General features: G+C 52.2%; 26 protein-coding genes and 5 tRNA genes. 25 read left to right on the top strand and 6 right to left on the bottom strand.

The genetic code is table 11. The annotated features are described in order from the left end of the window. Position 1: 1 nt before the first annotated feature. The 6 genes from moaE to ACK3CJ_RS14015 all read left to right on the top strand — a co-directional run bounded on the left by moaE (position 2) and on the right by ACK3CJ_RS14015 (position 6,062). Positions 2 to 460 (top strand): molybdopterin synthase catalytic subunit MoaE, encoded by a 459-nt coding sequence (gene moaE, locus ACK3CJ_RS14040; RefSeq protein ID WP_409526594.1) that lies wholly within the window; start codon positions 2 to 4, stop codon positions 458 to 460. A 2-nt stretch (positions 461 to 462) separates the two neighbouring features. Continuing rightward, positions 463 to 1,470, top strand: a complete 1,008-nt coding sequence (gene moaA, locus ACK3CJ_RS14035) for a GTP 3',8-cyclase MoaA (RefSeq protein ID WP_409522840.1) — start codon at positions 463 to 465, stop codon at positions 1,468 to 1,470. A gap of 89 nt (positions 1,471 to 1,559) precedes the next feature. After that, complete coding sequence (locus tag ACK3CJ_RS14030) at positions 1,560 to 4,193, top strand: mechanosensitive ion channel domain-containing protein (RefSeq protein WP_409522839.1); 2,634 nt, start codon at positions 1,560 to 1,562, stop codon at positions 4,191 to 4,193. Continuing rightward, positions 4,178 to 4,810, top strand: coding sequence for a response regulator (locus ACK3CJ_RS14025; protein ID WP_409522838.1), 633 nt, complete (start codon positions 4,178 to 4,180; stop codon positions 4,808 to 4,810). The genes ACK3CJ_RS14030 and ACK3CJ_RS14025 overlap by 16 nt, the downstream gene beginning before the upstream one ends. 236 nt (positions 4,811 to 5,046) lie before the next feature. Then, entirely contained in the window at positions 5,047 to 5,622 is a 576-nt protein-coding gene (locus tag ACK3CJ_RS14020; protein ID WP_409522837.1) for a hypothetical protein, read from the top strand. A 2-nt stretch (positions 5,623 to 5,624) separates the two neighbouring features. Beyond that, positions 5,625 to 6,062, top strand: a complete 438-nt coding sequence (locus tag ACK3CJ_RS14015; RefSeq protein WP_409522836.1) for a DUF3135 domain-containing protein — start codon at positions 5,625 to 5,627, stop codon at positions 6,060 to 6,062. Positions 6,063 to 6,070: 8 nt separating this feature from the next. Here ACK3CJ_RS14015 and ACK3CJ_RS14010 read toward each other — a convergent pair whose 3' ends face one another. Together ACK3CJ_RS14010 and htpX are read right to left on the bottom strand one after the other, a co-directional pair. After that, positions 6,071 to 6,865 (bottom strand): substrate-binding periplasmic protein, encoded by a 795-nt coding sequence (locus ACK3CJ_RS14010; protein ID WP_409522835.1) that lies wholly within the window; start codon positions 6,863 to 6,865, stop codon positions 6,071 to 6,073. Between the two features lie 66 nt (positions 6,866 to 6,931). Beyond that, positions 6,932 to 7,822, bottom strand: coding sequence for a protease HtpX (gene htpX, locus ACK3CJ_RS14005; protein ID WP_409526593.1), 891 nt, complete (start codon positions 7,820 to 7,822; stop codon positions 6,932 to 6,934). Between the two features lie 92 nt (positions 7,823 to 7,914). Here htpX and ACK3CJ_RS14000 point away from each other — a divergent pair, with 92 nt between their 5' ends. Continuing rightward, positions 7,915 to 8,397, top strand: coding sequence for a hypothetical protein (locus ACK3CJ_RS14000; protein ID WP_409522834.1), 483 nt, complete (start codon positions 7,915 to 7,917; stop codon positions 8,395 to 8,397). Positions 8,398 to 8,422: 25 nt separating this feature from the next. On the opposite strand, the gene ACK3CJ_RS13995 is transcribed toward ACK3CJ_RS14000, so the two are convergent. Together ACK3CJ_RS13995 and ACK3CJ_RS13990 are read right to left on the bottom strand one after the other, a co-directional pair. Then, on the bottom strand, positions 8,423 to 8,791 hold the full coding sequence (locus ACK3CJ_RS13995) for a hypothetical protein (protein ID WP_409522833.1): 369 nt from the start codon (positions 8,789 to 8,791) through the stop codon (positions 8,423 to 8,425). A 95-nt stretch (positions 8,792 to 8,886) separates the two neighbouring features. After that, the gene (locus tag ACK3CJ_RS13990) at positions 8,887 to 10,101 is read right to left on the bottom strand and encodes a pyridoxal phosphate-dependent aminotransferase (RefSeq protein ID WP_409522832.1); all 1,215 of its coding nucleotides are present in this window, start codon (positions 10,099 to 10,101) and stop codon (positions 8,887 to 8,889) included. Between the two features lie 151 nt (positions 10,102 to 10,252). On the opposite strand from ACK3CJ_RS13990, the gene msrB reads away from it, so the two are divergent. Next, positions 10,253 to 10,648 carry a peptide-methionine (R)-S-oxide reductase MsrB gene (gene msrB / locus ACK3CJ_RS13985; protein ID WP_409522831.1) on the top strand — a complete coding sequence of 132 codons (396 nt, stop codon included), beginning with the start codon at positions 10,253 to 10,255 and terminating at the stop codon, positions 10,646 to 10,648. Here the strand turns inward: msrB and ACK3CJ_RS13980 are convergent. Both ACK3CJ_RS13980 and syd read right to left on the bottom strand, forming a co-directional pair. After that, positions 10,642 to 11,232, bottom strand: coding sequence for a YajG family lipoprotein (locus ACK3CJ_RS13980; RefSeq protein ID WP_409522830.1), 591 nt, complete (start codon positions 11,230 to 11,232; stop codon positions 10,642 to 10,644). The two genes, msrB and ACK3CJ_RS13980, sit on opposite strands and share 7 nt — an antisense overlap. Positions 11,233 to 11,236: 4 nt before the next feature. Beyond that, complete coding sequence (gene syd / locus ACK3CJ_RS13975) at positions 11,237 to 11,815, bottom strand: SecY-interacting protein (protein ID WP_409522829.1); 579 nt, start codon at positions 11,813 to 11,815, stop codon at positions 11,237 to 11,239. Positions 11,816 to 12,111: 296 nt separating this feature from the next. On the opposite strand from syd, the gene ACK3CJ_RS13970 reads away from it, so the two are divergent. From ACK3CJ_RS13970 to ACK3CJ_RS13890, 17 genes are all read left to right on the top strand, one after another. Beyond that, positions 12,112 to 12,188: transfer RNA gene (locus tag ACK3CJ_RS13970), tRNA-Asp, on the top strand. 84 nt (positions 12,189 to 12,272) lie between these two features. Further along, a tRNA-Val gene (locus tag ACK3CJ_RS13965) sits at positions 12,273 to 12,348 on the top strand. A gap of 60 nt (positions 12,349 to 12,408) precedes the next feature. Then, positions 12,409 to 12,485, top strand: a tRNA-Asp gene (locus ACK3CJ_RS13960). Positions 12,486 to 12,571: 86 nt separating this feature from the next. Continuing rightward, positions 12,572 to 12,647, top strand: a tRNA-Val gene (locus ACK3CJ_RS13955). A gap of 24 nt (positions 12,648 to 12,671) precedes the next feature. Continuing rightward, positions 12,672 to 12,748 (top strand) — tRNA-Asp (locus ACK3CJ_RS13950). A 347-nt stretch (positions 12,749 to 13,095) separates the two neighbouring features. Next, the gene (locus ACK3CJ_RS13945; RefSeq protein WP_409522827.1) at positions 13,096 to 15,471 is read left to right on the top strand and encodes a TonB-dependent receptor domain-containing protein; all 2,376 of its coding nucleotides are present in this window, start codon (positions 13,096 to 13,098) and stop codon (positions 15,469 to 15,471) included. 134 nt (positions 15,472 to 15,605) lie between these two features. Next, positions 15,606 to 16,121, top strand: coding sequence for a DUF2271 domain-containing protein (locus ACK3CJ_RS13940; protein ID WP_409522826.1), 516 nt, complete (start codon positions 15,606 to 15,608; stop codon positions 16,119 to 16,121). A gap of 2 nt (positions 16,122 to 16,123) precedes the next feature. Beyond that, positions 16,124 to 16,945: a DUF4198 domain-containing protein gene (locus ACK3CJ_RS13935; protein ID WP_409522825.1), complete on the top strand. Its 822-nt coding sequence runs from the start codon at positions 16,124 to 16,126 to the stop codon at positions 16,943 to 16,945. Positions 16,946 to 16,968: 23 nt separating this feature from the next. Next, the gene (locus ACK3CJ_RS13930) at positions 16,969 to 17,268 is read left to right on the top strand and encodes a hypothetical protein (RefSeq protein WP_409522824.1); all 300 of its coding nucleotides are present in this window, start codon (positions 16,969 to 16,971) and stop codon (positions 17,266 to 17,268) included. A 58-nt stretch (positions 17,269 to 17,326) separates the two neighbouring features. Then, complete coding sequence (locus ACK3CJ_RS13925) at positions 17,327 to 17,818, top strand: DUF6162 family protein (protein WP_409522823.1); 492 nt, start codon at positions 17,327 to 17,329, stop codon at positions 17,816 to 17,818. After that, on the top strand, positions 17,815 to 18,702 hold the full coding sequence (locus ACK3CJ_RS13920) for a metal ABC transporter solute-binding protein, Zn/Mn family (protein WP_409522822.1): 888 nt from the start codon (positions 17,815 to 17,817) through the stop codon (positions 18,700 to 18,702). The genes ACK3CJ_RS13925 and ACK3CJ_RS13920 overlap by 4 nt, the downstream gene beginning before the upstream one ends. After that, a complete protein-coding gene (locus tag ACK3CJ_RS13915; RefSeq protein WP_409522821.1) occupies positions 18,702 to 19,406 on the top strand; it encodes a metal ABC transporter ATP-binding protein in 705 nt (234 codons plus the stop codon). The genes ACK3CJ_RS13920 and ACK3CJ_RS13915 overlap by 1 nt, the downstream gene beginning before the upstream one ends. Continuing rightward, positions 19,406 to 20,284: a metal ABC transporter permease gene (locus tag ACK3CJ_RS13910; RefSeq protein WP_409522820.1), complete on the top strand. Its 879-nt coding sequence runs from the start codon at positions 19,406 to 19,408 to the stop codon at positions 20,282 to 20,284. The genes ACK3CJ_RS13915 and ACK3CJ_RS13910 overlap by 1 nt, the downstream gene beginning before the upstream one ends. After that, complete coding sequence (locus tag ACK3CJ_RS13905; protein WP_409522819.1) at positions 20,281 to 21,117, top strand: hypothetical protein; 837 nt, start codon at positions 20,281 to 20,283, stop codon at positions 21,115 to 21,117. Before ACK3CJ_RS13910 ends, ACK3CJ_RS13905 begins: the two co-directional genes overlap by 4 nt. A gap of 180 nt (positions 21,118 to 21,297) precedes the next feature. Continuing rightward, a complete protein-coding gene (locus ACK3CJ_RS13900; protein ID WP_409522818.1) occupies positions 21,298 to 22,494 on the top strand; it encodes an efflux RND transporter periplasmic adaptor subunit in 1,197 nt (398 codons plus the stop codon). Beyond that, on the top strand, positions 22,494 to 24,479 hold the full coding sequence (locus ACK3CJ_RS13895; protein WP_409522817.1) for a MacB family efflux pump subunit: 1,986 nt from the start codon (positions 22,494 to 22,496) through the stop codon (positions 24,477 to 24,479). The genes ACK3CJ_RS13900 and ACK3CJ_RS13895 overlap by 1 nt, the downstream gene beginning before the upstream one ends. 5 nt (positions 24,480 to 24,484) lie before the next feature. Then, positions 24,485 to 25,810, top strand: a complete 1,326-nt coding sequence (locus ACK3CJ_RS13890; RefSeq protein ID WP_409522816.1) for an efflux transporter outer membrane subunit — start codon at positions 24,485 to 24,487, stop codon at positions 25,808 to 25,810. Positions 25,811 to 25,868: the final 58 nt, after the last annotated feature.

The following is a 25,868-nucleotide window of genomic DNA, read 5'->3' as shown; positions in this document are numbered from 1 at the left end:
GATGAATCAAGTGCGTGTACAGACAGAAAACTTTGATCTGGGGAAGGAGGTCGATAGCCTGACGGCTGGACGAACCGATATCGGTGCCGTCACCAGTTTTGTCGGCTATGTGCGAGACTTCAATGAGCGGCCAGAAGTAGAAGCGCTGACGCTGGAGCATTACCCGGGCATGACTGAAGCGCAACTGCTGCAGATCGCAGACGAGGCGGATCAGCGCTGGCCACTCCAGGGTATGAGAATTGTACATCGTGTCGGCCGGTTGGAGCCGGGCGATCAGATCGTGTTGGTGGTGGTGGCCTCCGCACACAGACAGGCAGCATTTGAAGCATGTCACTTCGTTATGGACTATCTTAAAACGCGTGCACCCTTCTGGAAAAAGGAGCACACGGCAAGCGGTGACTACTGGGTCAGCGCACGCGACAGTGACAGCGATGCAGCCAGGCGTTGGGAGAAAAAATAAGCATGAACTCACTCATCACACCCGCAACACAGCTGGTTGACCGTTTCGGTCGACAGGTCAGGTATGTGCGCCTGTCCGTTACGGACCGTTGTGACTTCCGTTGCGTCTACTGCATGAGTGAAAAAATGACCTTTCTGCCCAGAGATCAAATACTGACTCTGGAGGAGATAGGGCGCATTGCGCACGTCTTCACTGAACTGGGGGTCGAGAAGATCCGACTTACCGGGGGGGAGCCACTGGTCCGACGAGGTGTACTGGAGCTGGTGGACTATATCGGCTCGCTGGGCCTCAAAGATTTCGCCATGACCACCAATGGCAGTCAGTTACCCCACATGGCAAAAGCCCTGAAAGCAGCAGGTCTGAAGCGGCTCAATGTCAGTCTGGACTCTCTTGATGCGGATAAATTCAGACGTATCACCCGTATCGGTGATCTCACTAAAGTGCTTGAAGGCATAGACGCCGCACGCGAGGCAGGTTTTGAGCGGATCAAGCTCAATGCCGTCGTCATGCGGGGGCGTAATGATGATGAAGTGCTGGATCTGGTGGAGCTGGCGCGAGCGCGCAATCTGGATATCAGCTTTATCGAAGAGATGCCACTGGGGCACATCTCGGATCATACCCGTGACGAAACCTACTGCTCCAGTGATGATGTGCGTGACATCATCGAAACCCGCTATTCGCTGACTCCCACCTCAACGCAGACAGCTGGCCCTTCGCGTTATTATGCGATGACCGACAGTGACAGTCAGATAGGCTTTATTTCACCTCACAGCCATAACTTCTGTGGTGACTGTAACCGGGTGCGTGTCACGGTAGAGGGCAGGCTGCTGCTCTGTCTCGGTAATGAGCACTCGGTTGATCTGAAAGAGGTCCTGAGGCAATACCCAAAAGATAATGAACCTCTTCGCCAGACCATCATCGATGCGATGGATCTGAAACCCGAGAAACACCACTTCACCACCGATGGTGATGTGCAGATCGTACGCTTCATGAATACAACGGGTGGATAATCCGCTGGCAGTCACTATGATGGGGAACAGCCCTCGATCTGCCAGGAAGGGTGTCTCTTCATAACCAGGTATGGGTGTTCTGCAATATCATGAAAGTGCTTTTACCTTCTGTTTCAATCCGCTGGACTCTTCATCTGACACTGCTGGTGTTACTGAGCCTTAGCCTGCCGTTCGGCTTTGCTCAGACAGATCCTGTTCGCCAGTTTGAGCCAGATGCCCGAGAGTTGTTACAGCAAAGGGTCTCGGAGCTGACAGCTAAGCATCAGGAATTGACAGAGCGTCTGCAAGAGGTTAGAGCTCAGCAGCACCGGTTGAGCACCAGTGAAGAAACCCTCAACGAATACCTTTCCGCCTTGCAGGGCAGTTTTTTGATCTACCGTGTGCTGCAGGAGCAGCGCCTCGGACTGCCTCAGCCGATCAGGGATCCTGAGTTATCTGATTTTATTGCAGGGCTGCGACTGCAGCAATTTGAAGTGGCACAGCAGCGGCGCACCAATCGTGAATCTCGTACCCGCGACTCTGCTGAGCTTTTGCAGTTGCAAGAGGTCATCGACCGAACGCTGAGCACCTCCGTTGAGTTGCAGCAGGAACAGCGCGACCTGATCATCTCCAGTGAGCGCGTACGCATGCGGCTGGATGAAAGCCTGTTCTGGATTCCCAGCAATCGACCATTGAATCTGAGCTGGTTTCTCTTACTTCCCAAGAGCGCTGCTATACAGGTCAAAGAGTTGGTGACACAGATCAGTGTCCGGCCTGACTTGAAGCATCCCCTGGAGCAGGTGGCTGGAGCCACGCTGTTATTGTTGTTGGCATTTTTCTGCTGGTTCGGGCGGGAACGATTGCGTTACCGTATCTCAGAGATAGATCAGCTGTTCAGGAACTATACCCAACAACGCTATTACAGCTTTATTGCCATAGCAGAGGCAGTCCCGCTCCCGCCACCGAACCCCTGGTTGACCCCTCAGGCGCTTATGGCTGTTGCTGCCCGCGTGCTGCCGGGACCACTGCTGCTCAGTGCCGCCGGGGTGTTGATGTTTCAATCGGCAGATTCGGGTGTGCCGGGGCTGGGGCAAGGCTTGATCGCCATAGCCTTGAGCTGGTTTGTGGTGCGCTTTATGGGTCAGATAGTGGGAGGCAGTCGCATTGCAGAACATCACTTCGGATGGTCTGATCAGCAAAGGCGAGAATTGATCTGGTTTTTGAAGAAGTTCATCTGGGTTTTGTTGCCCACCAGCTTTGTTCTGGCACTCGCCGAACAGCAAACCCTGTCGCTGAACCGGGATGTGATCGGTATGCTGGTGTTGATCGTCAGTTTTACGACCATCTCGTGGCTGTTCTTCCGTCTGCTAAGACGCTTGCCCCTGATCTATAACTCACAGGGCATCCACTGGCTGGTGATGATTGTGCTGGTGCTGCTGCCACTGGCGCTGGTGATAATGACGCTGATGGGCTACTACTATACCAGCCTTAAGCTGACTGGACGCGTGCTGGCAACCTTCTATCTCTTGACTGGCTGGGTGATTGCCGAGGCTGTAATCATGCGGGGCATAGAGTTAGGCACGGAGCGATTGCGCCATCAAAGCATGATGAAGGCGCGTGAGATGGCCCAGAAACAGGCTGCTGCCAGTGAGGGTGAGAGTAACAACGATCCTGATTTGGAAGCGCTTCCACATCTGGATATTGAGCAGGTACGCAATCAGACATTACGCCTGGGACGATTTGCGCTGCTGTTGGCGTTCGGAGTTGTCACTTATTCAGTCTGGTACGATCTGCTGAGCACTTTCCATTATCTTGATAATATGGTGCTGTGGGAATATGGCAGTAGCGATTCTCCCTTGCCGATCAGCCTGAGTGATTTTCTGACCTTTCTGTTCATCATTGGTTTTACCATTTTTCTGGCCGGTAACCTTCCGGGATTGCTTGAGATGCTTATTCTGTCGCGGCTCAACCTGCAGCAAGGAAGTGCCTATGCGATCACAACGCTGATGAACTACACCATCACAGCGATCGGGCTGGTGTTTGCACTTTCGTCGCTTGGGGTCAGTTGGGATAAGCTGCAGTGGCTGGTGGCGGCGCTCAGTGTGGGGTTGGGTTTCGGTTTGCAGGAGATCTTTGCCAATTTTGTATCAGGCCTGATTATCCTTTTCGAGCGTCCTATCAGAATCGGTGATGTGGTCACACTGGATAATTTCTCGGGGCGTGTACGACAGATTCGTATCCGAGCCACCACCATCACAGACTTTGACCGCAAGGATATCATTGTTCCCAACAAGACGTTTGTCACTGGGCAATTGATCAACTGGTCATTGACCGACACGGTGACACGTGTTGTGGTCAAAGTTGGTGTTGCCTACGGTTCTGACCTTGAGCGCACCCGTGAGATACTGCTTGAAGCGGCGCGGATCAATGATCGCGTGCTGAGTGATCCGGAACCTCAGGTGCTGTTTCTGAGCTTTGGTGACAGCACATTGGATCATGAGCTGCGTATTCACGTGAAGGAGCTATATGATCGCAACCCGGCGATTGATGAGATCAACCGATATATCGATAGTGAGTTCAATAAGGCTGGAATCGAGATCTCCTTCAAGCAGTTGGATATCCATCTGCGTAATTCAGAGGGGCTTGAAAAGCTGGTATGCAGGCAGTCAGATTCAGTGACAGGTTCATCTGATATACGCAAACCCGTCGACCAAGTAGGGAGTGAAGAATGGTCAGATTGCTGATCGCTGATGATCATATGATTGTGCGTGAAGGGCTGAAGCAGCTGTTTGGTGATACCGATGATATTGTTGTTGCTGGTGAGGCATCTTCTGGTGGCGAGGTTATACGGATATTGCATGAGAAGGAGTTTGATCTTTTGCTGCTGGATGTGTCCATGCCGGGGTTGAGTGGAGAGGCGCTGGTTCGTAGAGTCCACGATCGCTATCCCGATCTGCCGATATTGGTGCTCAGCATGCATAATGAGCCACAGATCGCCCGCCGAAAGTTGAAAGCCGGTGCAGCCGGGTACCTCACAAAGGACAGTGATCCTGATGTACTGTTGCATGCAGTGCGAAAAGTGGCTTCCGGTGGGCGCTTTCTCAATCCTGATATGGCCGAGCGGATTGCCTTTACATCTCTGGGTGATGCTGACACAGATCCGCATCATCTTCTCAGCAGTCGCGAAATGCAGATTCTACGCTTACTGGCCAATGGGTTAAGTATAAACGATATTGGCGAAAAGCTGGCCATCAGCAGCAAAACGGTCAGTACCCACAAGGCAAGGTTGATGAAAAAAATGGAGTTGGGTAGTACTGCTGATCTGATTCATTATGCTATTGAGAAAGGGCTTTCGGTCTGATCTGATCAGTACGATTTATATGCCAGTTGATATTGTACCAGAAGGCAGACCAGGCATCGGACGACATGATTAAGTAAATGCCTGTAGGGATATCCTTACAGTGCTTTCAGTGGATTCTGGATAGCGGCGAGCAATTGTTCCTTATATATTAAGAGTCAATATATCTGTCGGCATTAAGCTGTGCCGCCTGGCTCACTTTGTGTACTTTTAATACTGTATGGAAGAAGAGCTTTCAAATGGAAGGTATCGATAATAGACAGTATTCTGGACTCGCCTCCTATCAAGAGTATCAGTTTTCCTATTATCGTGAAAATAGTATTTTCACAACGCTGATTATTGCAGATTTTGGTGTTTCCATATGGATATTGGATTATGTCTGGGGCTCTGCTGGTGCCGAAAAAGTACTATGGTGGCCTATTGCTATTCTTGCTATGACGTTACCTTATTTAATAGCTCTGAAGTGTAAGTGGAACTACAGTGTCACATTTTTTTGTGCGGCAATAACAATTTTGAGCTGGGAAGTTGGCTATATTAACGTTCTTAATCAGCTTGACGTGAATGTGGAGTATGGTTTAGTAGGATTTATATTATTTGTTCTGATGCCGCCTCTTATGATGATGGGGTTCAGTCTTACGACTAATATTAATATGATGGCTATCATAGTTGGCTTGCCTGTCGTTTATGCATCATTAGGATATGCACATCAGTTAGACTTGATGCGGTATTTGGTGCTGATTATTCCACTATCCATTATTAGTGTTGTTGCTAATTATATATTAATAAAATTGTATTATATTCGTCGGGAATATTAAGTGTGTCTGATCATATGAGTCCGGAAGAAGGTAGTGGTATACATTGTCATACACCTTTACCCTGTTTTGATGAAATGCGGGATATGCATCGCAACCATCCAGAAAAGCTGGAGGCCTTGAGACTGCAATTGACAGATGAAGTGATGCGTAGAACAGCACCGGCGCGAAAGCCTGTTCTGGAACGACTGGTGTTCCGGATTGATGCAGAGCGTGTGCGTTGTAAAAACTCGCTTGGTTTATGTATCCGCTTTTCCAATATGATGCATGAACGGTTCTGGATGATGTCTGATTTGCTGAAAAGTTTTTCAAAGGTGGCCACGTCGAGTACTGGCCTGGATGGTGAGGCTGTCACGTCGCCAGACTCTCACACGGGAGGTGCAACTGTTGTCTCTCTGTCAGACTACAGACAGCAAAAACTATCCTGCTCACCTTGTAGGTAAGTATGTCTTTATTCCGCATACTGCTGAAGATAATCATGCTCTATGAGCTGAAACTCCTCGGATTCTCGTATCTCGGCCATTGTTTTCCAGATTTTTTGCGAGAACTCAGGGAAAGTATCCAGCATCCCGAAAGATAGCATCAGATAGTATGGCTTTTCTTCCAGTGGGATGGCTGTTTTTTCAACGTATCTGGCTATGTCGGGATTGGATGATAAAAGATTGTCTCCACGAAATGTCTGTAAGGCTGCAGCCTGGGTGCGGCCGGTAGCCAGTTTAAAGAGTACTGCCTCAGGGTTATTGGAGCCGGCATCAATGCTCAGGCCATGTTGGTTGAGCAGGTCGATAATTGAAAAGCCGGATTGAGTATCTATGGATCCATTGAGGCCAATGAACTGCTCTCCATCCCAGTCCACATCAGTACCTTTTCTGCGATAGAGTGAGTAGCCCGAGATATGTAGTCGGAGTGAGCTGTCTAGCTCGCCCTCAGAGGTAACAGGGTAGCGCCCAACTGTCAGACGCTCGGGACGAAAGCTCGACGCAAAGGCACCGTCGATATTGGGATTGCTCTGCAGAAATGACATACACCTTGGCCATGGCAAGGCAACAAGATGAATCCGTATCTCCAGCTCTCTTTCAAGCAGTCTCATCATTTCCAGATTAAGCCCGGTTCCATCCTTCATGACCCAGGGAAACGAATCCTGATCCTCGTGACAGAATGTAAGCTCTTCAGGTTGGGCTGCCTGAAGAGCACTGCTGAATCCCCAGATGATTAAATGGAAGATAGCCTGTCTGAAAAAATGCATATAACCATCCGTTATTTATTTTAAGAGTCCGGATGTACTGTATCACTTACAGTATAGCGTTCTGAGCTACTTTCTGAACTGCTGCAGCGCAGCAATACGATCATCCAGTGGAGGGTGAGTCGCGATCAGCTTCATGAAGCCTTGCTTGATACCACTGTTGATACCGAAGGCAGTCAACTGATCCGGCATCTGATCTGGCATACCGGCCTCGGCCTTGAGGCGTTGCAGGGCACCGATCATGGCGGCAGGGCTGGCCAGTAGTGCGCCGGCTTCATCGGCACGATACTCACGCTTGCGTGAGAACCAGGCAACGATGGTTGAGGCTGCTATACCGAAGATGATCTCGAATACAAACACCGTGATGTAGTAGCTGAACCCACGTCCACCACTACCTTCGCCACGGCGCAGGAAGTTGTCCACCGCATAGGCGGCAATACGGGCAAAGAACATGACAAAGGTGTTCACCACACCCTGAATCAGGGCCAGAGTAACCATGTCGCCATTGGCAACGTGGCCGATCTCATGCGCAAGTACCGCTTTGACCTCTTCAGGGCGAAAGCGCTGCAGCAGGCCGGAGCTTACAGCTACCAGCGCGTCATTCCTGTTCCAGCCGGTGGCGAAGGCGTTGGACTGCTGGGCAGGGAAAATGCCCACCTCAGGCATCTTGATACCAGCTTTCTGTGACAGCTCAGCGACTGTATCGAGCAGCCAGCGCTCATCTGCATTACGTGGTTTTTCGATGATCTGGGTTTTTGTTGCCATCTTTGCCATGGTCTTTGACAGCAGCAGAGAGATCAGGGAGCCAGCAAAGCCGAATACGCCGCAGAAAATCAACAAAGAGCCCAGATTCAGACCAGTACCAGCCAAGTAGTTCTCTACACCCAGTATTCTGAGGGTTATACTGGCGACCAGAATAACAGCCAGGTTGGTGGCAAGAAAAAGCAGTATTCTCATGATTGTCGATTCTTTCCAGTTAGGTTGGAGTTGGTGATTAGATGAGGGTAATGTTGTTTGGTTTCAAGGGGAAGAATAATGTTTTGGAGTGCTGAGTGAATCTGGTTTTCATGGATCTGGAGGCGAGTGGACTGGGTGAGGCTTCTTACCCGATCGAGGCTGCATGGATCGCGGCTGATGGTGAACGGCAGGATAACTTTCTGATCAATCCGAAAAGTGTCGCGAGTTGGCGCTACTGGGATGAACATGCAGAAGAGGTGCATGGCATTGATCATGATGACCTGGTGCGTGAGGGGATCAGTGCCCAGGCTGCCTGTAAACGCCTTAATCAGCATCTGCAGGGGTGTATCGTTGTCACGGATGCGCCGAGTTATGACCGCTTCTGGCTGGACAGGTTGTATGTAGCTTGTCGATGCGAGCCATCCTTTCGAGTTGAAGGTCTGGATGCCATTCTGGATGCCACACAGATAGCGCGTTTTACACATGAGGCAGAAGGTGCAATGCGCCGCCACCGCGCGCTTGCGGATGCTGAGGACCTGTATCGGTTGGTAATGAAAATACTCAGATCAGACACCTGACCAGGTGCCTGATCTGCAGGCGGCCTCAGAGATTGGCCACCTGAGTTTCGATTACTCCCCGCAGTTCCTCATAAGCTCCGATGTTTTCAGGCTTGAAGAATAGCTTGTAATACTGGCGCTCAGCCATGCGCCCCTGTTTGCCATTTTTGTTTTCAGTGTAGAAGGCATACATGTAGCTCATCTGCAGATGGACAACGCTGGTATGTTCATCCAGAACCACTCGGTGACCATCCAGATCCAGACGCGTTTTTTCCTCTTTCAACGTGTAGAAAGACGCCTCAGCTACCTGATCCAGATTGAGCAGAAAGTTAGATGTAACCGGAACGATGTGGCGCTTATCGATTCCGTTGTGCTCCATTAAGATACCGCAGTTCTTCTTGATTTTTATAAACATATTCAATCCGTTCCCAGTAATGTTGTTACACAGATTCAGTGTAGGCTACAACGATGTCGCTTGCCTTACAACGATGATTCAAAAGCGATAAGCAATTACTGCTCATAGCTTTTCAGGAAAGTTGCAATCCTTTCGATCGCCTCGGTCAACAGATCGGTAGAGGGCAGGGTGACCAGTCTGAAGTGCTGCATGTCGTCCAGATTGAACCCGCTGCCCTGAACGATCAATACCTTCTGCTGCTGCAACAGATCCAGCGCCATCTTTTCATCGTTCTTGATGGGATAGATCTCCGGATCCAGCTTCGGGAAGAGGTAGAGTGCTCCCTGAGGTTTTACGCAGCTGACGCCGGGAATCTCATTAAGCATCTGCCAGGCCAGTTCACGCTGATCATAAAGGCGCCCGCCCGGAACGATCAGCTCATTGATGCTCTGATAGCCACCCAGTGCTGTCTGTATGGCATGCTGAGCCGGGACGTTGGCACACAGGCGCATGTTCGCCAGCATATCCAGCCCTTCGACATAATCACGCGCCTTATGCTTGGGGCCGCTGACGATCAGCCAGCCGGAACGAAATCCCGCCGCGCGATAGGATTTGGACAGACCATTGAAGGTGATGCACAGCACATCATCTGCCAGCGCTGCCAGCGATGTGTGTTCAGCCTCGTCATATATGATCTTGTCATAGATCTCATCAGCAAAGATAATCAACTGATGCTCGCGTGCCAGATCGATGATCTGCTGCAGTAGCTCGACCGGGTAAACAGCGCCAGTGGGGTTGTTCGGGTTGATCACGACTATTCCGCGCGTGCGTTCCGTGATCTTGCTGCGAATATCCTCAATATCAGGGAACCAGCCTGCCTGCTCGTCACAGACATAGTGCACAGGATTGCCCCCAGCCAGGCTGACAGCGGCTGTCCACAAGGGATAGTCGGGGGAGGGGATCAGCATCTCGTCATTATCGTTGAGCAGGCCCTGCATCGACATCACGATCAGTTCAGACACGCCGTTGCCGATATAGATATCCTCCAGCGCGACGTTGCGGATCGATTTGCGCTGGCACTCCTGCATCACCGCCTTGCGGGCCGAGAAGAGGCCTTTCGAATCGCAGTAGCCTTGTGACTCCGGCAGGTTGTGGATCACATCCTGAATGATCTCTTCCGGGGCGTTGAAGCCCCAGGGCGCCGGGTTACCGATATTGAGCTTGAGGATTCGGTGGCCCTCTTCTTCCAGCCGTCTGGCTTCCTGAAGGACCGGGCCACGAATGTCATAGCAGACATTGATCAGTTTGTTCGATTTGCGGATGACAGACATGGTTCTGTTCCTGAGCTCCAGGTGGTCGATAACGGCGTATAGAGCTGCAGATCGGCCGAGTGCCGAACTTGCAGTGTAAAAGGGCGTTATAATACGCTCTGCGCCGAAGGGAATTCAATTGTTGCAACGCTTAATAGATCAGGTGAATGAAATGGACAAGAAAACAACTCGGACTGATGAGGAGTGGCAGGCCTTACTCAGCCCTGAGCAGTATCAGATCTGTCGGCAGAAAGGGACGGAAAGGCCCTTCACCGGCAAGTATTATCATCATGATGAGGCTGGCATATACACCTGCGCTTGTTGTGGCAGTGAGTTGTTTGCTGCGGATCACAAATATGAATCAGGCAGCGGCTGGCCAAGCTTCTGGCAGGCGATTGATGAGGGCCGTATCACGCGCCATGTTGATCACTCCCACGGCATGACTCGTGTTGAGATCACTTGCGCAGCCTGTGATGGGCACCTGGGCCACCTGTTCGATGATGGCCCGGCGCCGACCGGTCAACGCTACTGCGTCAACTCGGTTTCACTGGATTTCAAACCTTACTGAGATCTGGCCCGTGCCAACAGAAAATCTGACAGGCGCGGGTCATTGAAGGCATTGCTCATGACTTCTCCCACCAGGTTGTTAACGAAGATCTCACTCTTCGCCTCATCGGGAGTGCGTACAACCTCTTCGGTATGGGTTGCTTCAAAGCTGCCTTCATACTGGTGCACGCCATCAATCACCTGGATTCTCAGGCGCAAAGTACCGACCAGTTCACGACGTATGCCATCACTTCTCAGGTGATAGAAAATATCATCCACGATCAGCGTCATCCGGGTGCGGGCATCTGCAACGGGAGCAGGCACGCGCATGCGGGATAGTGCCTGGATAACTGCCTGTCGGAGCTGTTCAGGTGCCTGATGCGACAGTGTAACGGTTGTCTCGTTACCCATGCGGTCGCTGATGGTGCCAATCTGAAGGCGCTCGCTGCGGTTGGCAACATGTACGGATACCGGTGGCGCTTCCGACAGGCGCGGGACAGCCGAGATGGGAGGCTGCAGCTCAATCCTCTGAGGTGGTACACCGCTGCAGGCGGTCAGTGTCATGGCAGTTAACAGTATTGATAAAGAGATCAGCTTTGTACGCATCAGATTACTCCAGATAATCAGCGGGCAGAGGGGTAAGCGTATCGATAAACTCAGCCAGAGATGAAGCCAGTTGACGTATAGGTGGTTTGCCGGGTGTTTCTACCCATACCGTACCATCACTATTATTGATGGTCATGATGTATTCACCATCCGGCAACGAGCAGGCGAAAAACAGCGATAAGGGTTGTTTCTGTTTCTGCTTGGCCAGTGCGTGGCCAATCAGGTTGCTGCGCAGTCGCTCCATATCTTCAGGATTCCATGCTTGCAGGAGGGAAAGTTCGCCTTCATCTGTGCGGGCGGGCAGCGGGTCTGACCAGTAGCGGCTGTAAAAGGCGATAAGATCCGGGTGGATGGTTGTTTCCAGCGCCAGCGCCAGCCGTTCAAACATATCAGTGGTTGGCGTTTGACGAACGGGCCTCCACCTGACCGACTCACCGGTTTTTACCTCGGCCAAATGGCAGGAGCTGGGCCACTTCGGGTCATAATCTATCTCGGGCCAGCCAGCGGTCTGGCTGAGTTCTTCGAGTCGTGTGATAAATCGATCCAGCGACTCAGTTGTGCGCTGGGCAGATGCTACACTCATGGCGATTGATGATCCTCTGTATGAAACTTTAATCAGCCAGCATGATACGCCAGCCTGGCCCTTTAACTCCAGATAGAGTGGTTCAGTTAAATAAAGTTGCGAGAGGGGCTGTAAAAGCCGGAAATGATCCGCTATTATTGCGCGCCTCATCTGATTGAGAAGCGCGAGAGGGTGATGATGCGAAGCAGGCATCTGAAAAAAATTACCATAAAGGTTTGACTTTTCAGGTGAACTCATTAAAATTCGCACCTCGTTAACGGATGCAAGCCAAGCAAACGGCGACGAAATGACAAGTTGGAGTGGTAGTTCAGTTGGTTAGAATACCTGCCTGTCACGCAGGGGGTCGCGGGTTCGAGTCCCGTCCATTCCGCCACTTGAAATTGAAAGCGATCTGAAAAAAAATTCAGGTCAGGCAGCTGAAAACCTCTGGTCAAGGCTGTATAATGGCACGCGTTACGGGCGAATAGCTCAGTTGGGAGAGCGTCTGCCTTACAAGCAGAGGGTCGGGGGTTCGAACCCCTCTTCGCCCACCATAACGCGTAGTGACATGACAGAAACAACACAGTGACATGTTGTAAGTAGTAATGCAGTTCGGAGTGGTAGTTCAGTTGGTTAGAATACCTGCCTGTCACGCAGGGGGTCGCGGGTTCGAGTCCCGTCCATTCCGCCACTTAAGCAGCCAGTCTGCATAAGTGAATGTGCAACAAGTGAAAGAATAAAACAGGCAGCCATGCTGTTTGTGCCGAGTCGGCAAGTGGGCGAATAGCTCAGTTGGGAGAGCGTCTGCCTTACAAGCAGAGGGTCGGGGGTTCGAACCCCTCTTCGCCCACCACTTGCATGACTCAGAGTGTTATCCGGAGCGGTAGTTCAGTTGGTTAGAATACCTGCCTGTCACGCAGGGGGTCGCGGGTTCGAGTCCCGTCCGTTCCGCCATCATCTCAGACCTCAGTGGTCTTATTCATCAGTTATCTATCTATTTCGTTTGTCTTGAGATGCGTCGTTACGTTGATCTCTTTTGCTTTCTGAGCAGTCTTCTGTGCACAAATTTTCCCAGCCTCCCTTTCAGGTCCTGCACTAATCGCATTTTCAGTTGCTGATTACTATTCTGGTCTTCGGTTAATGATCAGCCGCTTATCTCATATAATTTTTATATTAATCTTTATGTAAATAAAAACGATTATCATCATTGATCGTAAGATTGTCTTGCTTTAGACTTCGGAACCTATTCAAACGCTTGCTGTCACGTTCGCGTGCAGCGAGGAGTACGAGAGGAGTCCGCTGTGAATAACACCCCTATGCGCGCACTTGCGGTCGCAATTTCTGCTGCAATCCCGATGGCTTATGCTGATCAGGATGTCCGACTGGACAGTCTGGTTGTCAGCGCATCGGGTTTTGAGCAGAAGATTACGGATGCGCCAGCGAGTATTACGGTTATATCTCAGGAAGAGATTGCATCAAAACCCTACATGACATTGCTGGATGCAGTCAGAGATATAGAAGGGGTGGATGTCGGAGAAACGACAGACAAAACCGGACAGGGCACCATCAGTATCCGTGGTATGGGCGCAGACTATACGCTGATTCTGATTGACGGGCGCAGGCAGAATAACGTCGGTGAACTCTATCCTAACTCTTTCGGTGGTAACCAGTTCAACCATATCCCACCACTGGATACGATTGAGCGTATTGAGGTGATCCGTGGTCCGATGGCGACGCTGTATGGGGCTGATGCCATCGGTGGTGTGATCAATATCATCACCAAACGTATTACGGATAAATGGTCCGGATCGCTGACACACAGTCAGACACTGGAAGAGAACTCTGATTTTGGTAATGACAGAACCACTGACTTCAGTGTTACTGGCCCCTTGATGCCTGGTGTTCTGGGTCTTGGTATCCGCGGTAGTTACTATGAGCGCGATGCGTCCAGCCCGACCTATGCTTCCGTCACTGATCCGTCCGGTGTTGTACATGATCGCTCATTGGGTTTCGGCAGCGGTGGCAGAACCGTGGACAACGACAACTGGAACGGTGGCATCCGCCTGAGTTATCGGCCACATGAGAATCACGATATTGTTTTTGATGCCGAAACCTCACGCCAGACCTATGATAACAATGGCAGTCAGGTAGGTACGGTGGATAATTTCGGTACACTGTGGCGCGCTTCCAATAATGGCATTGTTCAGCCGCGAGTGGGTTACTTCGCAGATCAGAAGTTCAATCGCGATCAGTGGTCGTTGACCCACCATGGTGACTGGGGTCGCTTGAACAGCCAGATAGGTTTCTCTCATGTCACAACCAGCAATGAGGGTCGATCCCTGCCCTTGACCGTGGAAGAGCGTGATGAACTGCAGTCGATCTGGGATTCTGCCTGTGTGGGTGCCGGTGCGTCGGCAGGTTGCTCGCCAGCTCAGATGGGTACCAACAATAATCATGATGAGGCGCGCAAACTGGCTCTGATTGAGGGGCTGTTATCGCCTGAAGAACTTGAACAATTCCGCGCATTTCTTCCGCGTCAGCAACGCATCATGGAAACTCGCCAGAACACGCTGGATGCCAAATTCGATATCGCGCTGGACAGCCACTGGTTGATCTTTGGCGGACAGTATATTGATGCCGAGATGGAGGATGGCGTGTTTGGCATGTACGGAGATGGCTTCCGTTCAGGCACCGTGCAACCGCATCGCCAGTGGGCGCTGTTCCTTGAAGATAACTGGGAGGTGGTACAGGACGTCACGCTGACAGGTGGTCTGCGTTACGACGACCACAATATCTTTGGTGGGCAGCTCAGCCCACGTATCTACAGTGTCTGGAACATGACCCCTGACTGGACGCTGAAAGGAGGGATCAGTACGGGCTATAAAACACCAAAAACCAGTGATCTATTTCCTGGGATTACCGGCTTTGGTGGGCAGGGAGTCAGTCCGTTTGTAGGCACCCCCGATTTGCAACCTGAAACCAGTGTTAATGGCGAGGTGGCAGTCTATTACACCCACCCGGCAGGGCATAACTTCAATGCCACTGTGTTTGCCAACCGTTTTGAAGACAAGATCGCCAATGGTGAGAATGTTCCCAATTGTGAAGTTGCCTCTGCTGGTGAGCCTTGTGTTGATATCGGTGCTGGCTGGGCTGATCTCGGTTATACCTCCTTCCGCCAACGCTACAATATTGATCGGGCTGATATTCACGGGATTGAGCTGGCGGGGCGTTATCAGCTGACACCTTCACTGGCGTTGCGTGGTAACTACACCTATACCGATTCCGAGCAGAAGAGTGGTCTGCAGGCTGGTCAGCCTTTGACCGGAACAGCGAAGCATATGCTGAACACTACGCTGGACTGGCGGGTGAGTCAGGATCTGAAACTTTATCTGAGTATGGAAGCGCGCTCACGTCGCTATCGTGGCTGGGATTCAGATACGGATCAGGCACTTCATTACAAAGACTTCCAGGTGCTGAATCTGGGTGGCTCCTATCAGATCAGCAAGAATCTGACATTCAGAGCGCGCGTCAACAACCTGCTGAATCGTGATTTCACCAGCTATCGGACCAGCTTTACCCAGAATGATGATGACACCTACACGGCCAATTACCGGGATGATTACAACATCAAGGCCAAGTCTCGCAATCTCTGGTTGAGCTTGAACCTCTCTTTCTAATGGCGAACGGTATCCGATAACCCGTTGGTGGATGGGGAGTATCTCCCTCCACCCTGTTAACGAAACTTAACAAAATATAAATTCAAATACAGATATAAATCATTATCATTTGATTTTTTGGGAGCGAAATGGCGATGAAGCGACGGATAGCAGTATTGGGTATGGCTTTAGTGGGGGCAGCGCTGATGAATAGCGCCCTGGTGCAAGCCCAGCCTGTAGAGATAGCAGTAACCCTTCCCGAGATCCCAAACAACTCCTATCGGCCTTATGTGTCTGTCTGGATTGAGGATGCAAACGATGATGTGGTGGCCACGCTGGCAGTCTGGAGCAAAGAGCCGGACTGGCTCAAGGATATGCGTCGCTGGTGGCGTAAGGCTGGTCGATATGATCAGGGTGACCTTGATTCGGTGTCAGGTGCAACCCGCAAGCCAGGGCGCTACAGCCTGTCATGGAACGGTATGGATGCTGCGGGTAATGCGGTAGCTCCCGGAACCTATGTCGTGAATGTCGAGGCAGCTAGAGAGCATGGTGGTCGAAGCCTGGTCAGGCAGGAGATCACACTGAATGATGAAGAGCAGCATCTGATCACAGCACCTCAGGAAGAGCTGGGTGAGATTGAAATTTCAGTAAAAAGCAAATCAGGAGAGTAAAGATGAAAAAAGGGATGATGTTGATGGGTGCCGCAGTGTTGGCCGGTGGTTTCATGGTATCGACTGCAAACGCGCACCCTCTGTGGATGCTGCCGAGTGAGTTCAATCTTTCCACTGAAGAGTCTTTCTGGATTACGGTGGACGCAACGGCTTCACATGGTGTGTTCAGTTTCGACAAACCGATAGGTCTGGATAACGTCAGCATCTATGGGCCGGAAAATGATCGGCACCGCATTGGACCTTACTATAAAGGCCAGCGCCGCAGTGTATTTGATCTGGAAATAGCCGAGCAGGGCACCTACAAGGTCGAACTGAAAACACCGGTTCGTTATATGACCAGCTATGTTGTGGGTGAGCGTGATACACGCCGTCGGATGATGGCAACCAAGATTGAAGCAGCCTCTCAGATCCCTGACGATGCGCGCGAAGTCACGACTACCATGATGCAGAATATCAGTGTTTTTTATGTGACTCAGGGGGCGCCGAGTACGGCCGTTCTGGAACCTACCGGTGAAGGGTTTGAGCTGCATGCACTGACACATCCAAGTGATGTGGTTGTTGGTGAAGCAGCCCAGTTCCGCTTCACTTTTAACGGCGACCCCATCTCTGATATGGAAGTTGAGGTAGTACCTTTCGGAACATCATATCGTGACTCTCGCATGCAGACTGATCTGGTCAGCGATGCTGAAGGGACAGTTTCCTTTGCTCCCACTCTGGCAGGTCCTCATCTTCTCAGTGCCAACCTGCGCCTTGATCAGGAAAGTGTTTTGGCGGATCAGGTTGGCGTTAACTTCCTGATGAGCTTTGAAGCGCTGTCTCAATAGAGGAAGGCCATAGGGTGAGAATCATGAACTTACGTTACCTTGCAGTCGCAACTTTGTTACTGGCACCACTGGCACAGGCTCACTACCCGGTCTTGGATTGTGAGCGTGATGGTGAGCAGATCGAGTGCCGTGTTGGTTACAGTGACGGCACTCTCGCTATTGGTTCAGAGGTGGTGATGTACGCCTATGATGAGAGTGTTCTGGCACGGGCTGAATCCGACAGGCACTCAAGAGTCCTGTTCGACTGGAATGACGAGAAGTTCTATATCCAGTTTGATGCCGGGCATGAAGATCCTGCGGAGTTCGATTATGTCGAGTTCTGACTTAAGTACTGACTTGAGTGCGGGCGCTGATCAATCACCCCGATTTTCAGGGAGCAGAGTGTCGTTTCAGGACAATCAGGCTGCACAGACTCAGCTGGTTAAACCGGACAACGGGCGTAGGGAAACTATCTGGGTGACTCTGGTCGTGATCCTCATTCTGCTGGCCGGAGCGTTGGGTATTATGTTCAGGCAGGCAGGAGCGGCACCAGCAGATCCATATGAGTCGTTGAATGGCGCTCAGCGCCAGTTGCTGACTGAGCTCACGATCGCCAGTGATGAGATCAGATTCATGACACCCTCCAGTACGCCCTGGCCTGAGCTGGACGAGCTTCAGACGTTGGGTGTTTCTCCTTTCGCCCAGACAGATGACGCCTACGATTGGAAGCAGGTGGAGCCGGGTTGTTTTCAAGCACAGGATCGGAGTGAACAGGGGGCCTTTCTGCTCGTTTTAGAGGCAGGAGGAAGCATTCTGTTTCACCCCGGGCAGGCTCCGCTTTTATCAGATTGTAATGACCAGCATCACTGGACGCTTTTAATGGAGTTGCAATGAACAGATGGGTGTTTGCTTTACTGGCTGGCGTACTGTTTTTTTCAGGGCAGTTGCACTCAAAGCCATTGGTAGTGGGAGTTACGCTGCATCCCTATTTCAGTTATGTCAGTCACATAGTTGGTGACAGGGCAAGAGTGTTACCGTTGATCGAAAGCGGCTTCAACCCTCACAGTTATGAGCTGCAACCGGCAGATCTGCAACGCTTGCTGGAGATGGATGCGCTGGTACTCAATGGTATCGGACATGATGAGTTTGCTGTCAATTCGCTGGAAAATCTTGAGCTGCCTGAGCTGACGCTGATTCACGCCAACCGGGATCTGCCGCTGTTGTCATCAGGATCAGGTAACAGTAATTATAACCCTCATACCTTTGTGTCGATTGATGCTGCCATTCGTCAGGTCTACACGATTGCCCGCGAGCTGGGCCAGCTTGATTCAGACAATGCCGACTATTTTCAGGCCAATGCGCTTGCCTACGGGCGTGAGCTGAGGCAGATGAAAAATGGCTATCGTCAGCAGATCGTGGATCTGGATCTATCGGGTATCCGCATTGCCAGTACGCATAATGCCTATGGCTATCTGTTGCAGGAGTTTGGAATTGGTGTCGACACTGTGATTGAACCGGCACATGGTGTTGAACCAAATGCAAAGCAGCTTCAGGGCACGATTGATCGCATCAGAGACGCCGATATTCGCATCCTGTTCACAGAATTGGATATGGAAAATCGCTACATCGATGTGATCGAAGAGGCAACGGGGGTGCGGATCTATCATTTTTCGCACATGACCCATGGCGCGTATGATGCTGAATTGGTGATGCGCGAGATGGAGCATAACCTGAAAACACTGGTGATGGCGCTCAGCCAGGCAGTGGAGCGAACGTGATGGGGCCTCAGATACAGCTCCAATCCATGTCGCTGACACTCGGGCGGGTAGAGATCCTGAAACCAGTCACCGCGCTTTTTCAACCGGGGCAACTGCACGCCATTGTCGGGCCCAATGGTGCCGGTAAAACTTCCTTGATGCGTTGTGTACTGGGCTTGATGCCGCATAAGGGGGAGATCCGCTGTGTGTGGCCGGGTAAGGCAACCCCTGTGGCCTATGTACCGCAGCAGACTGCTTTCGAACCAGCACTGCCGGTAACTGTTGAGGAGTTTATGCTCACCACGCTGACGCGTTTGCCTGTGCAGCTGTTCAGGCGTACAAAGCCCAAGCTGCGTGTGATTGAGCTATTGCGCAGGGTAGGTCTTGAGCATAAAGGGCATCTGCAACTGGGCTCCCTGTCAGGCGGGGAGCGACAGCGGCTCATGTTTGCCCAGGCACTTGAGCGTGACAGTCTGTTCTGGTGTCTTGATGAGCCGATGACAGGATTGGATACCGATGCTCAGGCGCTGATCAATCAGGAGATCAGCCTTTTGCGGCGACAGGGTGCCACACTGCTGGTGATTCATCATGATATGGATTGGGTGCGCCGTTATGCTGATCAGGTCTGGCTGATTGATGGCGGTCTGAAGCGGGCAGGCTCAGCAGATGCCGTTCTGCAGCTAAATCTGACTCCTCTCAGAGATGAGATGGAGGCCTATGCCTGATGGATTCACTCAGACAAACCGCATTCATGCTGCAGGAGCTTGGTTGGCTGCCCGCTATGTTTCAGTATGCCTTTCTGACCAATGCGTTGGTAGCGACCTGCATGATCGGCCCGCTTCTGGGGGCATTGGGGCCGTTAGTCGTGGTCAAGCGTCTGGCCTTTTTTTCGGAAGCGGTCGGGCATGCTGCGCTGACCGGTGTCGCGATCGGCATACTGCTGGGTGAGCCTGCGACCGAACCCCTGGTATCACTTTTCTGCTTTTGTACTCTGTTTGCATTGCTGTTGCACTGGATCAAAAGCCGTACCAGCATCCCTTATGATGCGTTGGTGGGGGTGTTCCTCTCTTTTTCCATCGCATTAGGAGCAGCGCTGATTCTGTATGTCGCGAAAAAAGTGAACGTGCATCTTCTGGAGAATGTCCTGTTCGGCTCCATTCTTACCGTCAAGGATCGAGATCTGCTGGTCTTGGCTGCTATCAGTGCCGCGGCACTGTTACTGATCATTCGTGGCAGTAATAAGGCACTGCTTGCCAGTCTGCTGCCTGAGCTGGCCAGAACCCGAGGCATCAACCTCCGGCTTTATGACTATCTGTTCATTCTGATGATTGCGCTGGTCACGGTGGCATCCGTGAAAGTGGTGGGCGCCATTCTGGTTGGGGCGCTATTGTTGATTCCTGCCACGTCGGCACGTCTGATCAGTCGCACCGGGCGCGAGTTCTTCTGGCTTTCAGTGCTGTTTTCTACAGTCAGCTGTCTGCTGGGTGTGCTGTTACCGATGGCGGGTGCCATGCCTGTACCGTCTGGAGCGGCCATAGTCATCATCGCCTCAGGTGGGTTTGTTCTTGCCCTTATTATTCGTACCTGGAGATCCTTTGCATGAAATCTTTGATAACAGGCTGCCTGCTACTGTGTTTATCTGCCTTTGCTGTTGCAGATCAGTCGCCACGTATCGGCAGTGGTGTGCCGGTGCTCAACTCAATGCTGCTGTCACTGTTGCAGGATACTGATATAGAGGTTGTGTATGTCGTGCCGGAGCGCTTACCGATCAACCGGATTCCAGCCTGGCTGAATCGGGCTGAATCTGGTGAGGTCGAAGCACTGGATGCGCTGTTGACGATTGAGTCGGTCTGGCCACAGTTGAAACTTTATCCCTTGCTGCGCCAGGCGTCGATCCGTGTGGTGCCGATCGACGTGGCGCATGAACTGGCGCCCGGTGGCTCACGTGTGATTCTGATGCAGGGGCGAGAAGATTCGGACCTTTTCTGGATGGATCTGAATAACCTCAGCCAGATGGTGAATGTCGGGGCCAGAGATATTATCAGGCTATGGCCTGATCAGGCGGCCAGGATTGAACGTAACCGTCTGGCACTGCAGCGTTCAGTCCAACAGTCCCAGGTTACTTTGGACGAACTGTTGATGCGGCATGATATCTCATCAGTGGGTGTGTCGGATGAACGGCTCTATCCACTGGCGCATGCACTGGGGCTACCACTCACACAGGCAGAGGATGCAGATCTGTTACTCAGTCTGTCGGATGTTTCAGGGCAGGTGGTTTCAGAGCAGATTGTTTCAGGGCTCATTGTTTCAGAACAAGTTCAGTACCAGTGGGTTATCAATGCCATGATACAATTTCAGTCTGTGACGCTGGAAAAGTGGCTTGCTGAGCAACTAATTGCATTGGAAGACAGTCTTACAGGGAATGAACGCTCCTAGTCGTGCCTGCCTGAAAACAGGCAGGTTAAATAAGCAGGGATTGCTGACTATCGTTAGTTTGAGCTTTTGTTAGTTTGAGCTTTTGTTAGTTTGAGTTTTCAGTGCCTTATTTAACAGGCCGTTAAAGACCTGGCTGTTTAAGAACAAGCTGTCAAAGGCCAAGAGGAGTCTACATTCAGAATGTCGTCCAAAGATGTACGCCACAAAAAGCGTTTTGCCGGCAAAGCCCTGGTGGTCGTTTTTCTGTTGTTGGTGTCGGGTGCGGCAGGTGGTTACTACTACCTGACCTCCACCAAAGATACCGCGACAAACTATACGCTCTTGTCACTGGAGAGAAATGACCTGGAAGAGCTGGTGACTGCTACCGGACGCCTGCAGCCCCGTAACTATGTTGATGTCGGTGCACAGGTTTCGGGTCAGTTGACGCAGCTCCATGTTGAGGTTGGGGAGGTGGTTAAAGAGGGCGATCTGCTGGCAGAGATAGACTCCACCGTTTATCTGGCCACAGTCGATTCAACGCGTGCGCAACTGCGAGCACAGCGGGCGCAATTGGAAGACCGCAGGGCACAATTGACGCTGGCTGAGTTTCAGTATCGCCGGCAGCGCAATCTGCTGGCCGAGAATGCAACAACAGAGGAAGCCTATCAGTCTGCTGAGGCCGGGCTGCGTTCCGCAAAAGCACAGATCACGGCACTTGAAGCTCAGATAGAGCAGGCAGAGTCGACCTTGCGTGCAGAAGAGGCCAAGCTTAACTATGCCCAGATCTACTCTCCCATGGATGGTACTGTGGTATCGATCGCGGCTCGTCAGGGGCAGACAATCAATGCCACGCAGCAGACACCGGTGATCATGCAGATTGCTGACCTGTCGGTCATGACTGTGCAGGCTCAGGTATCCGAAGCCGATATCAATCGCATCAAGCCGGGAATGGAGGTCTATTTCACCACGCTGGGTGGTCAGGGGCAGCGTTGGCATGGCCAGGTGCGGCGCATTGAGCCGACACCGGTCGTTGAGAATAATGTCGTGCTGTATAACACCCTGTTTGATGTGCCGAATGAAGCAGGCGAATTGATGCCTCAGATGAGCACTCAGGTGTTCTTCGTGGTTGCTTCCACAGAGCAGGCGCTGCTGCTTCCCTATCATGCGGTGCAGATGAATACGCGAGATGCCGCAGCACGCAAAGCCAGTGTTCAGGTATTGAATGAGCAGGGCATGCCGGAACCGCGTGAAATCACGATCGGTGTCAGTAACCGCGTTCAGGTTGAGATACTCAGCGGACTGAGCGAAACAGATCAGGTGGTATTACCCAGTGGTAGAGGGTCGGGCTCCAGTCAGCGTACCTCGCCGGGAGGCGGTGGAATGTTGAGGGGGCGCTGATGCCAGACACTGCCATATTAACTCCGCCAAGCCTGGCAACAAGTTCAGTTCCACCCCAGCGCCTTGAGCCAGTGATAGAGCTACGCGGTATTACCCGTACTTTCCTCAGCGGTGATGCCGAGATGGATGTGCTGCGTGATGTCAACCTCAGTATCATGCCGGGAGAGTTTGTCTCGATCATGGGGACCTCAGGGTCTGGCAAAACCACGCTGATGAACATTATCGGCTGCCTGGATCGACCCAGCCGGGGCGAATATCGTTTTTCCGGTCGCGACGTTTCGCAATTCGCATCCGATGAACTCGCTGAGCTCAGGCGCAGCGCCTTCGGTTTCATCTTCCAGAGTTATAACCTGATCGGGGCTCTCACGGCAGTTGAAAATGTTGAGGTACCGGCTATTTATGCCGGTGACAGCCGTCATCAGCGCCGCGAAAGGGCTGAGTCATTGCTGGGTGTGTTGGGCTTGAGTGAGCGACTGGATCATCGTCCCAGTCAGCTTTCCGGCGGTCAGCAGCAGCGTGTGTCGATTGCCAGGGCGCTGATGAACGGTGGGCAGATTATTCTTGCAGATGAGCCGACCGGCGCCCTCGACAGCAAAAGCGGGCGTGAGGTGATGGCCCTGCTGAAGGAGTTGTCTGAAAAGGGACATACTGTTGTTCTGATCACTCATGATCCAGAGGTAGCCCGATATGCTGATCGTCAGGTGGAGATCCGCGATGGCGAGATCATCGCTGATTCTGGATCGGTTCCCCGCTCCCGCGAGCCTTTAGCCTTCGAGTCTGGAAAAGAGAGCCCGGTACTCAGAAACCTGGCTGAAGCGGGTCGTATGTCGTTCAGGTCTTTGTGGAGTAATCTGTTTCGTACCTCTCTGACGCTGTTGGGTATCGTCATCGGTGTGGCATCGGTCATCACCATGCTGGCCATCGGGGATGGTGCGAGGTCCTCTGTTGTGGATCGGATCAGCTCAATGGGCTCGAATCTATTGTTGATCAGGCCCGGTGGCCCGGAGCAAGTCGGCAGAGGAAACATCACGACGCTGATACCGGAGGATGTTGATGCGATTAATGCTCTGGGTGGCATTATCGCGGCGATTCCCGAATTGACCGGAGGCATGACGATGCGTGCAGGAGCGCTTGATCACGCCACTCAGATCAATGCTACGTCTGCGGATTTTCCCGCAGTCAGAGACTGGGCAGTCAGTCACGGGACTTTTTTCTCTGCATTGGATCAAGAGCAGTATGCGGCGGTTGCTGTTCTGGGCGACACCGTAGCGCGTGAGCTCTATGGCGAGGAAGATCCGCTGGGCGAATATCTGATGATCAGCAATATCCTGTTTCAGGTGATCGGCGTGATGGAGCCCAAGGGTGCGTCTCCGATGGGACACGATCAGGATGATATGGTCTATGTGCCTTTCACAACCGGAAGTCTGAGGTTGTTTGGTCAGCGCTTTTTGCGCAATGTCACGGTCGCGGTTGCGGATGTCGGCCGGGTTGATGAGATCCAGAAAGAGGTTCACCAACTGCTGCTGCAGCGACATGGGCGTGAGGATTTCAGAATTCGTAATATGGCGTCACTCATCGATTCTGTCTCTGAAGCCTATTCTACCCTGACGATACTGCTGGGTTCGATTGCTGCTATTTCTCTTTTGGTAGGGGGTATTGGTGTCATGAACATCATGCTGGTCTCGGTGACGGAGCGAACGCGCGAGATAGGTATCCGTATGGCAACCGGTGCCAATACATCACATATTCTGCAGCAGTTTTTGACCGAGGCGCTGGTGGTTTCTGCGTTGGGAGGACTGCTTGGTGTGGTTATAGGGCTGGGTGTGACAGCTGTCGTTGCATCGCTCGGGATGCCTGTGACCTATGCACTCTTTCCGGTTGTTCTGGCCTTCAGTTGCGCGTTTGCCACCGGCCTTGTTTTTGGTTTCTTACCGGCTCGCAAGGCGGCACGCCTGGATCCGGTTGTCGCTTTGGCTTCGGAGTAATCTACGTGAAACTGGTTCGTTTATCGGCATTATCCTCCGCCATGCTGCTGTTGAGTGCCTGTGCCATCACCGAACCTCCTCTGACGCTGACTCTGGAGTCAGCCGCGCAGTGGGAGGTGGTTGATGGGCTAGGTAATCCAATCCAGATAGATCCAGGGTGGTGGCAGGCGTTTGGCTCCAGCCAGTTACCGGATCTGATTGAGGAGGCTCTGAAAAATAACCCCGATCTGGCAGTCGCAGCGGAACGTGTTTATCAGCAGGAGTTGCAACTCGGCATTGCTGGTGCAGGACTGTTACCGGGTGTCGGTTTCAGTGCCGGCAGCAATATGCGGCGTACGGATGCACCGGACCTGCGGGCTCAGACTACCGAATCCAGCTCAGCCTCCTTGAGTGTCAGCTATGAAGTGGATATCTGGGGCAAGGTGGCTGCATCAGTCAGGGGCGCCCAAGCTCAGTTGGAGGTTTCTCAGTTTGACGAGGAGGCGCTGCGTTTAAGCATTGTGGCAGCAGTAGCCAGTCAATACATCACCCTGCTGGGTACCGAGGAGCGTCTGCAGTTGGCAGAGCGTAATCTCGAACTGGCGCAACGAGTAATGAAAATTGTCGACGCTCGCTATCGCAATGGCAGTGTCAGCGAGTTGGACCTGAACCGTCAGGAGACAGCCGTACTGAGCCAACGCTCAGCGATAGTTGAGCTTGAAACACGAGTCAAACAGCAGCGTTGGGCGCTGGATCTGTTGTTGGGGCAGTCGCCACAGACACTGAGGGTGTTGGGTGAGGAGTTCGCCGAGATCCGTGTCCCTGAGGTGTCAGCTGGCATTCCTTCCGAGCTGTTGCTTCGTCGCCCTGATCTGGCCAGCGCTGAGGCTCGCATGCTGGCAGCCAATGCCGATATTGTTCAGGCGCGCGCAGCATTGCTGCCAGCCATTCAGTTGACCGGTTCAGCCGGGCTTGCAAGCAATGCCTTATTGTCTCTTACCCAACCAACCTCCAGTTTGTTGATCGGTGCGGCGCTGAGCCAACTGATCTTTGATGGAGGGCGTCAGCAATCTCAGGTGGATCTGCTTGAGTCGCAACGGCGCCAACTGCTGGAAAACTATCGCAATCTCTGGCTGACAGCGCTGAAAGAGGTTGAAGATACGCTCAGTGATCTGGATCAGACTCGCCGACAATTGCTGTTGCAGGAGCAGATAGAGCAACGCTCGGCGCGGGCGCTGGAGTTGGCCGAGATACGCTACCGTGAAGGGGCAGAGGAGTTGAGCACGGTGCTGGATGCACAGCGCACATTGTTTCAGGCCCGTGACCAACTGATTCAGTTGCAATTGAGCTAGATGGTGGCCACGGTCAATCTCTATAAAGCGCTTGGCGGAGGGTGGCAGCGGGGTAGCT

Origin of the sequence: Nitrincola salilacus (genome assembly GCF_046271865.1) — a bacterium.
Taxonomy (GTDB): Bacteria; Pseudomonadota; Gammaproteobacteria; order Pseudomonadales; family Balneatricaceae; genus Nitrincola; species Nitrincola salilacus.
The sequence above is the reverse complement of the archived record's forward strand: the minus strand, read 5'-3'. Positions and strand labels throughout refer to the sequence as shown.

Excerpts from the sequence above, each read along its gene's own strand:
- moaE (WP_409526594.1), top strand. The coding sequence starts at position 2 with ATGAATCAAGTGCGTGTACAGACAGAAAACTTTGATCTGGGGAAGGAG.
- ACK3CJ_RS13930 (WP_409522824.1), top strand. The coding sequence starts at position 16,969 with ATGAACTTACGTTACCTTGCAGTCGCAACTTTGTTACTGGCACCACTG.
- ACK3CJ_RS14030 (WP_409522839.1), top strand. The coding sequence starts at position 1,560 with ATGAAAGTGCTTTTACCTTCTGTTTCAATCCGCTGGACTCTTCATCTG.
- ACK3CJ_RS13910 (WP_409522820.1), top strand. The coding sequence starts at position 19,406 with ATGGATTCACTCAGACAAACCGCATTCATGCTGCAGGAGCTTGGTTGG.
- ACK3CJ_RS13895 (WP_409522817.1), top strand. The coding sequence starts at position 22,494 with ATGCCAGACACTGCCATATTAACTCCGCCAAGCCTGGCAACAAGTTCA.
- syd (WP_409522829.1), bottom strand. The coding sequence starts at position 11,815 with ATGAGTGTAGCATCTGCCCAGCGCACAACTGAGTCGCTGGATCGATTT.
- ACK3CJ_RS14025 (WP_409522838.1), top strand. The coding sequence starts at position 4,178 with ATGGTCAGATTGCTGATCGCTGATGATCATATGATTGTGCGTGAAGGG.
- msrB (WP_409522831.1), top strand. The coding sequence starts at position 10,253 with ATGGACAAGAAAACAACTCGGACTGATGAGGAGTGGCAGGCCTTACTC.
- ACK3CJ_RS13900 (WP_409522818.1), top strand. The coding sequence starts at position 21,298 with ATGTCGTCCAAAGATGTACGCCACAAAAAGCGTTTTGCCGGCAAAGCC.
- ACK3CJ_RS13920 (WP_409522822.1), top strand. The coding sequence starts at position 17,815 with ATGAACAGATGGGTGTTTGCTTTACTGGCTGGCGTACTGTTTTTTTCA.
- ACK3CJ_RS13940 (WP_409522826.1), top strand. The coding sequence starts at position 15,606 with ATGAAGCGACGGATAGCAGTATTGGGTATGGCTTTAGTGGGGGCAGCG.
- ACK3CJ_RS13905 (WP_409522819.1), top strand. The coding sequence starts at position 20,281 with ATGAAATCTTTGATAACAGGCTGCCTGCTACTGTGTTTATCTGCCTTT.
- ACK3CJ_RS13995 (WP_409522833.1), bottom strand. The coding sequence starts at position 8,791 with ATGTTTATAAAAATCAAGAAGAACTGCGGTATCTTAATGGAGCACAAC.
- ACK3CJ_RS13990 (WP_409522832.1), bottom strand. The coding sequence starts at position 10,101 with ATGTCTGTCATCCGCAAATCGAACAAACTGATCAATGTCTGCTATGAC.
- ACK3CJ_RS13935 (WP_409522825.1), top strand. The coding sequence starts at position 16,124 with ATGAAAAAAGGGATGATGTTGATGGGTGCCGCAGTGTTGGCCGGTGGT.
- ACK3CJ_RS13980 (WP_409522830.1), bottom strand. The coding sequence starts at position 11,232 with ATGCGTACAAAGCTGATCTCTTTATCAATACTGTTAACTGCCATGACA.
- moaA (WP_409522840.1), top strand. The coding sequence starts at position 463 with ATGAACTCACTCATCACACCCGCAACACAGCTGGTTGACCGTTTCGGT.
- ACK3CJ_RS14010 (WP_409522835.1), bottom strand. The coding sequence starts at position 6,865 with ATGCATTTTTTCAGACAGGCTATCTTCCATTTAATCATCTGGGGATTC.
- ACK3CJ_RS13915 (WP_409522821.1), top strand. The coding sequence starts at position 18,702 with ATGGGGCCTCAGATACAGCTCCAATCCATGTCGCTGACACTCGGGCGG.
- ACK3CJ_RS14020 (WP_409522837.1), top strand. The coding sequence starts at position 5,047 with ATGGAAGGTATCGATAATAGACAGTATTCTGGACTCGCCTCCTATCAA.